Source organism: Roseateles sp. P4_D2, from assembly GCF_056401875.1.
Genome location: NZ_JBFUIM010000003.1, coordinates 184,185 through 195,592 on the forward strand (window position 1 = coordinate 184,185; position 11,408 = coordinate 195,592).

The 11,408-nt window shown below is 66.7% G+C and carries 2 protein-coding genes; both read right to left on the bottom strand.

Going from position 1 to position 11,408, the window contains the following annotated elements; all coding sequences use genetic code 11:
* Nucleotides 1-84 precede the first annotated feature (84 nt).
* Nucleotides 85-10,425 carry a hypothetical protein gene (locus AC1DW0_RS06635; RefSeq protein ID WP_477945214.1) on the bottom strand — a complete coding sequence of 3,447 codons (10,341 nt, stop codon included), beginning with the start codon at nucleotides 10,423-10,425 and terminating at the stop codon, nucleotides 85-87.
* Between the two features lie 318 nt (nucleotides 10,426-10,743).
* The gene (locus AC1DW0_RS06640) at nucleotides 10,744-11,400 is read right to left on the bottom strand and encodes a GntR family transcriptional regulator (RefSeq protein WP_457325842.1); all 657 of its coding nucleotides are present in this window, start codon (nucleotides 11,398-11,400) and stop codon (nucleotides 10,744-10,746) included.
* Nucleotides 11,401-11,408: the final 8 nt, after the last annotated feature.

Here is an 11,408-nt window from a genome sequence, read left to right on the forward strand (position 1 = left end):
CAATCGGCAAAAAGACCGGGTTTCTCGACCCAAGGTCGACCGTTCGGCAGCTGCGCCGAATGGGTTTGAACGAATTCACGGACTTCACACCCAGTTGCCGCCGTTGTTGCGCCGGTGCTCGTCGTCCTCGGCCAGCTTGCGGTCGATGGCCGCAAGGTGGGCGTCGGCCGACGGGTGCGGCACGGCCGCCTTGGCCAGGTCGACGTGCTCGGCACCGAGCAGCGGGGCGGTCGGCGGTGCCAGCACGTCGTGCAGGCTGACCGTCGCGTCCTTGCCGTCATCGGCCTTCTGCGGCTGCACGTCCTTGGCGAACCAGACGTCGGCCACGTCGTGCTTGCTGCCGTCGGTCGTCGTGTAGCTGGACACCAGGCCGATGAGGTTGCCGCTGTCTGACCCGGAGCCCTTGGTGGCGTTCAGGTCGAGCGAGGTGATGCCCAGCTGGTCCAGCGTCTTCAGCTCGCCGGCGTCGGTCTTGCCGTCGTGGTTGGCGTCGACCCAGACCTGCAGCTGCTTCCAGTTGGCGTCGTGGCTGTCGAGCTTGCCGTCACGGTTGCTGTCCTGTTCGGCCATGGCGGCGTAGCCATCCTTGGCATGCTTGCCGTTGGCCAGCACGGTGCCCATGCCGAAGAGTTCACCGCCGCTGTTGATGAGGCCGTCATGGTTGCGGTCCATCACCAGCAGGCCATCGCCGCCAGCCACCCAGCCCACCTTGTTGGCCTGGCCGGTGCCCAGCAGGTCGAAGTTCACGCCCTGGGCGGCGGCCAGCGTGTTGACGCCGTGGCCATCCAGGTCGAGCACGATGGGCGTGACGTTGAAGTAGGCGTTCATCTGCGCCGCGCTCATTTCGCCGAAGGTCGTGCCTTGCAGCGCGTCGAGCTGAGCCATGCTCATGGCGGTGATGTCGCGGGTTTCCAGGCCGCTGATCTGATCGGTCGTGAGGCTGTGGATCTGATCCGTGGTCAAGGCCGCCGCCTGCGCCGTGGTCAGCGCCGTGATCTGCGTCGCCTTCAGCGTGCTGAACTGGTCGCTGGTGATGGCCTGGATTTGCGCATTGCTCATCGCGGCGACGTGGGCCGTGGTCAGTGCGCGCAGGTCGTCGGTTTCCAGCGCCGCGATCTGCGAGTTCGTGAAGGCCTTGACCTGGGTGGAGGTCAAGGACGCGAACTGCGCCGTCGTGAAGGTGTTCAGGTCGTCGGTGGCCAGGTTGTTGATCTGGCTGGTCGTCAGCACCGACACGCGGGTGCCCAGGCCGGTCAGCTGATCGGTGGTCAGCGCACCCAGCTGGGTGTTGGTGATGGCCTGCAGCGATGCCGAAGTCAGCTTGGCCAGGTCATCGGAGTCGATGGCCACGATCTGGTCGGTGGACAGCGAGTTCACCTGGGCCGTGGTCAGCACCGAGATCTGCGCCGAGCCCATGGCCGTCAGGTCGGCTGCGGCCAGGCCCTGGATCTGTGCGGTGGACAGCGACAACACCTGGGCCGTGCTGAGCGCGGCGATGTGCTCGGTCTGCAGCGAGGCGATTTGATCCGAGTTCAGGCTCGACAGCGCCGCCGTCGTCACCGCGCGCAGGTCGGCCGTCTGCAGATTCGGCAGCTGGTCGGTTGTCAGCGAACCGAACTGGGTCGCGTTCATCACCGCGTAGTGCTGTGTTCCCAGGGCCGTCAGATCGTCCGTCGTCAGGTGCGACAGCTGGCCGGCCGTCAACGCCTGGACCTGGCCCGTGCTCATGCGAGCGAACTGGTCGGTCGTGAACGCGTTCAGGTCGTCGCTGTTCATCGTCGACAGCTGGGCCGTCGTCAGCGAGTTCACCTGCGCCGAGGTCAGCGATTGCAGCTGGTCGCTGGTCAGCCCATCCAGCTGGGTGCTGGTCAGGGCGCGCAGCGCCGTCGTGGTCAGGAAGCGGATGTCGCCGGTCTCGATGGCGGACAGCTGATCGGTGCTCAGCGCAAACGCCTGGGCGGAGTTCAGCACGGCCACCTGGGCGGTGCCCAGGGCCGTCATGTCGGCGGCCGTCAGGCCCTGGACCTGGGACGTCGTGAGCGAGCCGATCTGGGCGGTGCTGAGGCTGGAGACCTCGTCGGAGCTCAGTGTCAGGATCTGATCCGAAGACAGGCCACGCAGCGCTGCCGTGGTGACGGCGCGCAGGTCGGCCGTCTCCAGCTTGGGCAACTGGTCGGAGGTCAGCGAACCGAACTGACTGGAGTTCAGCGTCGCGAACTGGGCCGTCCCCATGGCGTTGAGGTTGTCGCTGGCCAAGCTGCTCAGCTGGGCCGTCGTCAGTACGGCGACCTGGGCGGTGGAGAGCTTGTTGAACTGGTCGGACGTGAGGCTGTTGAGGTCGTCCGTGTTCAACGTGCGGACCTGGTCGGTCGTCAGCGAGTTGATCTGAGCACTTGTCAGGGCGCGCAGTTGGTCGCTGGTCAGGCCGTCCAGCTGTGCGCTGCCGAGGGCCCGAAGAGCCGCCGTCGTCAGCGACTTCATGTCAGCCGCATCGATGGCCGAGAGTTGGTCGGTCGACAGGTTCTGGGCCTGCGCCGAGCTCAGCGCCGCGACCTGAGCGGTGGACAGGGCGGTCATATCGGCCGCGGTGAGGCCCTTGACCTGGGCGGTCGTGAAGGCCGCCACCTGGCCCGTGGACAGGCTGGACACCTCGTCGGAGGTCAGCGACTGCACCTGGTCGGAACTCAAGCCGCGCAGCGCGTTGGTCGTGACGGCGCGCAGGTCGGCCGTTTCCAGCTTGGACAGCTGGTCGGTCGTCAGCGAGCCGAACTGGCTGGACGACAGCGTCGCGAACTGGGCCGAGCCCATCGCGTTGAGGCTGTCGGTGACCAGGTTGCTCAGCTGCGAGGTCGTCAGCGCCTGGATCTGCGAGGTCGACAGGCGGGCGATCTGGTCCGTCGTCAGCACGTTCAGGTCATCGGTGTTGAGGCCGATGATCTGCGGGTTGGTGGTCAGCGCATTGAGCTGTGTGCTGCTGAGGCCGCGCAGCTGATCGCTGGTCAAGCCATCGATCTGAGTGCTGGACAGGGCTCGCAACGCGGCCGTCGTCAACGACTTCATGTCGGCGGCGTCGATGGCCGACAGCTGGTCGGTGGACAGCGACTGGGCCTGTGCCGAGCTCAGCACGGCCACCTGGGCGGTGCCCAGGGCCGTCATGTCGGCGGCCGTCAGGCCTTGAATCTGGCCGGTGGTCAGCGAGCCGATCTGGGCGGTGCTGAGGCTGGAGACTTCATCGGAACTCAGCGTCAGGATCTGGTCCGAACTCAGGCCGCGCAGCGCGGCGGTCGTGACCGCACGCAGGTCGGCTGTCTCGAGCTTGGGCAACTGGTCGGAGGTCAGCGAACCGAACTGGGTGGATGACAGCGAGGCGAACTGGGCCGAACCCATCGCATTCAGGTTGTCTGTCGTCAGGTTGCTGAGCTGCGTGGTGGTCAGCACCTGGACCTGGGCGGTGGAGAGCTTGTTGAACTGGTCGGACGACAGGCTGTTGAGGTCGTCCGTGTTCAGCGTGCGGACCTGGTCGGTGGTCAGGGCATTGATCTGGCTGGAAGACAGGGCCCGCAACTGATCCGAGGTCAGGCCGTCGAGTTGGGTGCTGCTGAGGGCGCGCAGGGCGGCCGTTGTCAGCGACTTCATGTCAGCCGCGTCGATGGCGGACAGTTGATCCGTGTTCAGTGCGGCCGCCTGGGCCGAGCTCAGCACGGCCACCTGGGCGGTGCCCAGGGCCGTCATGTCAGCGGCCGTCAGGCCCTGGACCTGGGACGTCGTGAGCGAACCGATCTGGGCGGTGCTCAGGCTGGAGACCTCATCGGAGCTCAGCGTCAGGATCTGGTCCGAGCTCAGGCCGCGCAGTGCGGCGGTCGTGACGGCGCGCAGGTCGGCCGTCTCCAGCTTGGGCAGCTGGTCGGACGTCAGCGAACCGAACTGGGTGGACGACAGCGTGGCGAACTGGGCCGAGCCCATCGCATTGAGGTTGTCCGTCGTCAGGTTGCTCAGCTGAGCGGTCGTCAGCACTTGCACCTGGGCGGTGGAGAGCTTGTTGAACTGGTCGGACGTGAGGCTGTTGAGGTCGTCCGTGTTCAGCGTGCGGACCTGGTCGGTGGTCAGCGAGTTGATCTGGCTGGAGCTCAGCGCGCGCAGCTGGTCCGAGGTCAGGCCGTCGAGCTGGGTGCTGGACAGCGAGCGCAGAGCCGCCGTCGTCAGCGACTTCATGTCGGCGGCTTCGATGGCGGACAGCTGGTCGGTCGACAGGTTCTGGGCCTGGGCCGAGCTCAGCGCGGCCACCTGGGCGGTACCGAGCGCCGTCATGTCGCCAGCCGTCAGGCCCTTGACCTGGGCCGTCGTCAACGTGGCGATCTGGGCCGTCGTCATCGAACCGACTTCGTCGGACGTCAGCGACTGGACCTGATCGGAGCTCAGGCCGCGCAGCGCATTGGTCGTGACCGCGCGCAGATCGGCCGTCTCCATCTTGGAGAGCTGATCGGTGCCCAGGGCGCCGAACTGGTTGGAAGACAGCGTGGCGAACTGGGCCGAGCCCATCGCGTTGAGGCTGTCGGTGACCAGGTTGCTCAGCTGAGTCGTCGTCAGCGCCTGGATCTGCGAGGTCGACAGGCGGGCGATCTGATCCGTCGTCAGCACGTTGAGGTCATCCGTGCTGAGGCTGATGATCTGCGGACTGGTGGTCAGCGCGTTGAGCTGGGCACTTGTCAGCGCCCGCAGCTGATCGCTGGTCAGGCCATCGATCTGGGCGCTGGACAGCGCACGCAGGGAGGCCGTCGTCAGTGACTTCATGTCGGCCGCATCGATGGCCGAGAGCTGGTCCGTGTTCAGCGCAGCGGCCTGGGCCGAGTTCAGCGCCGCGACCTGGGCGGTGCCGAGCGCCGTCATGTCGGCGGCGGTGAGACCCTTGACCTGGGCGGTCGTGAAGGCCGCCACCTGGCCCGTGGATAGGCTGGACACCTCGTCGGAGGTCAGCGACTGCACCTGGTCGGAACTCAGGCCGCGCAGCGCATTGGTCGTGACGGCACGCAGGTCGGCCGTCTCGAGCTTGGACAGCTGGTCGGTCGTCAGCGAGCCGAACTGGCTGGAGGACAGTGTCGCGAACTGGGCCGAGCCCATCGCATTGAGGCTGTCCGTGGCCAGGTTGGACAGCTGCGTCGTCGTCAGCGCCTGGATCTGCGAGGTCGACAGGCGGGAGATCTGATCCGTCGTCAGGACGTTGAGGTCGTCAGTGTTGAGGCTGACGATCTGCGGGCTGGTCGTCAGCGCGTTGAGCTGGGTGCTGGTCAGGCCGCGCAGCTGGTCGCTGGTCAGGCCGTCGAGCTGGGTGCTGCTCAGGGCGCGCAGGGCGGCCGTCGTCAACGACTTCATATCGGCCGCGTCGATGGCCGACAGCTGGTCGGTGGACAGCGACTGCGCCTGGGCCGAACTCAACACGGCCACCTGGGCGGTGCCCAGGGCCGTCATGTCGGCAGCCGTCAGGCCTTGGATCTGGCTGGTGGTCAGCGAGCCGATCTGGGCGGTCGTGAGGCTGGACACCTCATCGGAGCTCAGCGTCAGCACCTGATCCGAGGAGAGGCCGCGCAGCGCGGCCGTCGTGACGGCGCGCAGGTCGGCGGTTTCCAGCTTGGGCAACTGGTCAGACGTCAGTGAACCGAATTGCGTGGAATTCAGCGATGCGAACTGGGCCGTGCCCAGGGCGTTGAGGTTGTCCGTCGTCAGGTTGCTGAGCTGAGTGGTCGTCAGCACCTGGATCTGGGCAGTGGAAAGCTTGTTGAACTGGTCGGACGACAGGCTGTTGAGGTCGTCCGTGTTCAGCGTGCGGACCTGGTCGGTGGTCAGCGAGTTGATCTGGCTGGAGCTCAGCGCGCGCAACTGGTCCGAGGTCAGGCCGTCCAACTGGGTGCTGGACAGGGCGCGCAGGGCGGCCGTCGTCAGCGACTTCATGTCGGCCGCCTCGATGGCTGACAGCTGATCCGTGCTCAATGCGGCCGCTTGGCTAGAGCTCAGCACGCCAACCTGGGCCGTGGACAGGGCCGTCATGTCACCGGCCGTCAGGCCCTTGACTTGCGTGGCGGACAGCGAAGCAATCTGTCCCGTGGACAGGCCCGCCACCTCGTCGGAGGTCAGCGTCAGGATCTGGTCGGAGCTCAGGCCCGCCAGTGCCGCAGTCGTGACGGCGCGCAGATCGGCCGTCTCCATCTTGGGCAACTGGTCCGACGTCAGCGAACCCAGTTGCGACGAATTCAGCGTGGCGAACTGGGCCGAGCCCATCGCGTTGAGGTTGTCCGTCGTCAGGTTGCTCAGCTGAGCAGTCGTCAGCACCTGCACCTGGGCGGTGGAGAGCTTGTTGAACTGGTCGGACGTGAGGCTGTTGAGGTCGTCCGTGTTCAGCGTGCGGACCTGGTCGGTGGTCAGCGAGTTGATCTGGCTGGAGCTCAGCGCGCGCAGTTGGTCCGAGGTCAGGCCGTCGAGCTGGGTGCTGGACAGGGCACGCAGGGCGGCCGTCGTCAGCGACTTCATGTCGGCGGCTTCGATGGCGGAGAGCTGGTCGGTCGACAGGTTCTGGGCCTGGGCCGAACTCAGTGCGGCCACCTGGGCGGTGCCGAGCGCCGTCATGTCGCCGGCGGTCAGGCCCTTGACCTGGGCCGTCGTCAGTGCGGCCACCTGGGCAGTGGTCAACGAACTCACTTCGTCCGAGCTCAGCGACTGGACCTGATCGGAACTCAGGCCGCGCAGTGCAGCGGTCGTGACCGCGCGCAGGTCGGCCGTCTCCATCTTGGAGAGCTGGTCGGTTGTCAGTGAGCCGAACTGGCTGGAAGACAGCGTGGCGAACTGGGCCGAGCCCATCGCATTGAGGCTGTCGGTGACCAGGTTGCTCAGCTGCGTGGTCGTCAGCGCCTGGATCTGCGCGGTCGACAGGCGGGCAATTTGGTCCGTCGTCAGGACATTGAGGTCATCGGTATTGAGGCCGACGATCTGCGGGCTGGTGGTCAGCGCGTTGAGCTGGGCGCTGGTGAGGGCGCGCAACTGGTCGCTGGTCAGGCCATCGATCTGGGTGCTCGACAGGGCGCGCAGGGCGGCCGTCGTCATCGACTTCATGTCGGCCGCATCGATGGCGGACAGTTGGTCGGTATTCAGCGCGGCGGCTTGAACCGAACTCAGGGCGGCCACCTGGGCGCTGCTCAGCGCCGTCATGTCGCCGGCCGTCAGGCCCTTGACCTGGCTGGCCGACAGCGAGGCGATCTGGCCGGTCGACAGGCCGGCCACCTCGTCGGAGGTCAGCGTCAGGATCTGGTCGGAGGTCAGGCCGGCCAGGGCCGCGGTCGTGACGGCGCGCAGGTCGGCCGTCTCCAGCTTGGGCAACTGGTCGCTGGTCAGCGAACCGAACTGGGCCGAGCTCAGCGTCGCGAACTGCGATGAGCCCATCGCATTGAGGCTGTCGGTGGCCAGATGGCTGAGCTGGGTGGTCGTCAGCGACTGGACCTGGGCGGTGGACAGCTTGTTGAACTGGTCGGACGTGAAGCTGTTCAGGTCGTCGGTGTTCAACGTGCTGACCTGGGCAGTGGTCAGCGAGTTGATCTGGCTGGAGGAGAGGGCGCGCAGTTGGTCGGAGGTGAGGCCATCCAGCTGTGTGCTGGTCAGGGCGCGCAGGGCGGCCGTGGACAGGAAGCGGACGTCGCCGGTCTCGATGGCGGCCAACTGGTCGGTGTTCAGCGCCTGGGCCTGGGTCGAGCTCAGCACGCCGATCTGGGCGGTGCCCAGGGCGGTCATGTCGCCGGCCGTCAGGCCCTGCACTTGAGATGTGCTGAGTGAGCCGATCTGGGCGGTCGTGAGGCTGGACACCTCGTCGGAGCTCAGCGTCAGGATCTGGTCGGAAGAGAGGCCGCGCAACGCGGCGGTCGTGACCGAGCGCAGGTCGGCCGTCTCCATCTTGGGCAACTGGTCCGACGTCAGCGAACCGAACTGGCTGGAGTTCAGCGTCGCGAACTGGGCCGAACCCATCGCGTTGAGGTTGTCGGTGGCCAGGCTGCTCAGCTGGGCCGTCGTCAGCACGGCGACCTGGGCGGTGGAAAGCTTGTTGAACTGGTCGGACGTGAGGCTGTTGAGGTCGTCCGTGTTCAGCGTGCGGACCTGGTCGGTCGTCAGCGCGTTGATCTGGCTGGAGGTCAGGGCGCGCAGCTGGTCGCTGGTGAGGCCGTCCAGTTGGGTGCTGGTCAGGCCACGCAGGGCGGCCGTGCTCAGCGACTTCATGTCAGCCGCCTCGATGGCGGACAACTGGTCGGTGTTCAGGGCCGACACCTGGGCCGAGCCCAGGGCGGCGATCTGGGCGGTGCCCAGGGCCGTCATGTCGCCGGCCGTCAGGCCTTGCACTTGGGCCGTGGTCAGCGCAGCGATCTGGCCCGTGGTCAGGACGCCCACCTCGTCGGAGGTCAGCGTCAGGATCTGGTCGGAGGAGAGGCCGCGCAGTGCCGCGGTCGTGACGGCGCGCAGGTCGGCCGTTTCCATCGTCGGCAGCTGGTCAGAGGTCAGCGAGCCGAACTGCGTGGAGTTCAGCGTCGCGAACTGGGCCGAGCCCATGGCGTTGAGGCTGTCCGTCGTCAGGTGGCTCAGCTGCGCCGTCGTCAGCGCGGCGACCTGGGCGGTGGAGAGCTTGTTGAACTGGTCGGACGCCAGGCTGTTGAGGTCGTCCGTGTTCAGCGTGCGGATCTGGTCGGTCGTCAGCGCGTTGATCTGGCCAGAGGTCAGGGCACGCAGTTGATCGCTGGTCAGGCCATCCAGCTGGGTGCTGGTCAGGCCACGCAAGGCGGCCGTGCTCAGCGACTTCATGTCGGCGGCCTCGATGGCCGACAGCTGGTCGGTGTTCAGGGCCGACACCTGGGCCGAGCCCAGGGCGGCGATCTGGGCGGTGCCCAGGGCCGTCATGTCGCCGGCCGTCAGGCCCTTGACCTGGGCCGTCGTCAAGGCGGCGATCTGGCCCGTCGTCAGGGCGCCCACCTCGTCCGAGGTCAGGGTCTGGATCTGGTCGGAGGAGAGGCCGCGCAGTGCCGCGGTCGTGACGGCGCGCAGGTCGGCCGTCTCCATCGTCGGCAGCTGGTCGGACGTCAGCGCGCTGAACTGGGCCGAGTTCAGAGCGGCGAACTGGGTCGAGCCCATCGCGTTGAGGCTGTCCGTCGTCAGGTGGCTCAACTGGGCCGTCGTCAGCACGGCGACCTGGGCGGTGGAGAGCTTGTTGAACTGGTCGGACGACAAGCTGTTCAGGTCGTCCGTGTTCAGCGTACGGACCTGGTCGGTGGTCAGGGCATTGATCTGGCCCGAGCTCAGGGCACGCAACTGGTCGCTGGTCAGGCCGTCCAGCTGGGTGCTGGTGAGCGCCCGCAGGGCGACCGTCGTCAGTGACTTCATGTCGGCCGCATCGATGGCGGACAACTGATCAGTGTTCAGCTGGGCGACCTGGGCCGAGCTCAGCACGGCCACCTGGGCAGTGTCCAGGGCCGTCATGTCACCAGCCGTCAGGCCTCGCACCTGGGCCGTGGTCAGCGCGGCGATCTGGCCGGTCGTCAAAGCGCCCACCTCGTCGGAGGTGAGGGTCTGGATCTGATCGGAACTCAGGCCGCGCAGCGCCACCGTCGTGATGGCGCGCAGATCGGCGCTCTCCATCTTGGGCAGTTGGTCGGAGGTCAGCGAACCGACCTGCAGGGAGGACAGAGCGGCGAACTGGGCCGAGCCCATCGCGTTCAGGCCATCCGTCGTCAGGTGGCTGAGCTGGCTGGTCGTCAGCGACTGCACCTGGGCCGTGCTGAACTTGTTGAACTGGTCCGACGTCAGGGTGTTGAGGTCGTCGGTGTTCAAGGTGCTGACCTGGGCGGTGGTCAGCGCGAGGATCTGGCTGGAAGACAGGGCGCGCAGCTGGTCGCTGGTGAGACCGTCCAGCTGGGTGCTGGTCAGGGCGCGCAGCGCGGCCGTGGACAGGAACTTGATGTCCGTCGCTTCCAGGGCCGACAGCTGGTCCGTGGAGAAACCCTTGGCCTGCGTCGAAGTCAGGGCGCCGACCTGGGCGGTGGTCAGCGCCACCATGTCGGCGGCATTGAAGCCCTGCAACTGCGCGGTGCTCAGCTGCAGGATCTGGCCGGTGCTCAGGGCCTGCAGCTGGTCGGTCGTCAGGACGCCGATCTGGTCGGAATTGAAGCCGCCGATGGAGGCGGTCGAAATGGCGCGCAGGTCCTCGGTCTGGAAAGCGCGCAGTTGGTCGCTGCTCAAGACAGAAAGGCCGCTGGAGGTGATCACAGCGGCCTGTACGGTGGTCAGCGCAATCAGCTGGTCGGTGCTGAAGGCGGCCCAGTCTTCGGTCGTGAAATCCCGGATCGACGTGGTCGTGAGGCCAGGGATCTTGGAGACCGGAATGAAGGGGACGATGCTTGCCATGGTTGTACCTGCTGTGCTGACGGCCACGCCCTCATGGAGGTGGCGGCTTGCAACCCGGGGCAGCCGGCCAATGCCGTGGCACGGCCGTATCCCTAGATTTCAAGTGCTTCGATCGGTTATCGGGCCGGCCCCGCTTGACTTGAGGAACAAAGTCTCAAATCGGCCGGAATCAACCCGAACCGAGGCCGCCGCCCACGGCCCGAACACCCGGACCGGGGGTGGTTTTCCCAGTAATTGCCATGCTAGTAAGGACTTAGCGAAGCCACACGCCGATAAGCGCGGGCTTTCGGTGGCAGTTCACGCACCGCCCGTCTGCCTTCACAAAGCTGTCTGGGTGGCGCTCAGTCCGTTACAAAAATGGGCCGTGACAAGCTGCCTGCAGGCTTGCGCATCGCGCGCAAGCAGCGCTTGGACGATGGCGCGGTGTTCCTCCAGCGACTCCGCCAGCCGTCCCTCCCGGAACAGCGAATGGTGGCGATTGAGCTTCATCAGCCGCCGCAAGTCGCCGACGATCTGCAGCCGCCAGCGGTTGCCGTCAATCTCCAGCACGCGCAGGTGAAAGCGTTCGTTGGCAGCGAAGAAGGCATCCCGGTCGGGCAACGCCTCCTCCAGCGCGCGATGCAGTTCGCCGAGTTCGTTCAACTCGGCATCCGTCGCCCGGACACAGATTTCGGCGGCGGCGTCACTTTCTAGAAGGGAGAGCAGTTGGTAGGCTTCCCTGACGTCCCGCTCGCTCATCTCCGTCACATAGGCGCCGCGCCGAAGCTTCATCGTCACCAGGCCCTCGGAGGCCAGCACCTTCAGCGCCTCGCGCATGGGCGTGCGGCTGATACCCAGCTCGGCGCAGAGCTTGAGCTCGTCGATCCACGACCCCGGCTCCAGCTCCCGCGCCAGGATCTGCTGGCGAAGGCGGTCGGCCACCTGCTCATACAGAGCCGAGGCGGCGAGGGGGGCGTGGTCGAGGGAACCGGGCATGGCGGCCG

Coding starts and splice junctions, on each gene's coding strand:
- AC1DW0_RS06635 (WP_477945214.1), bottom strand. CDS start 10,425: ATGGCAAGCATCGTCCCCTTCATTCCGGTCTCCAAGATCCCTGGCCTC.
- AC1DW0_RS06640 (WP_457325842.1), bottom strand. CDS start 11,400: ATGCCCGGTTCCCTCGACCACGCCCCCCTCGCCGCCTCGGCTCTGTAT.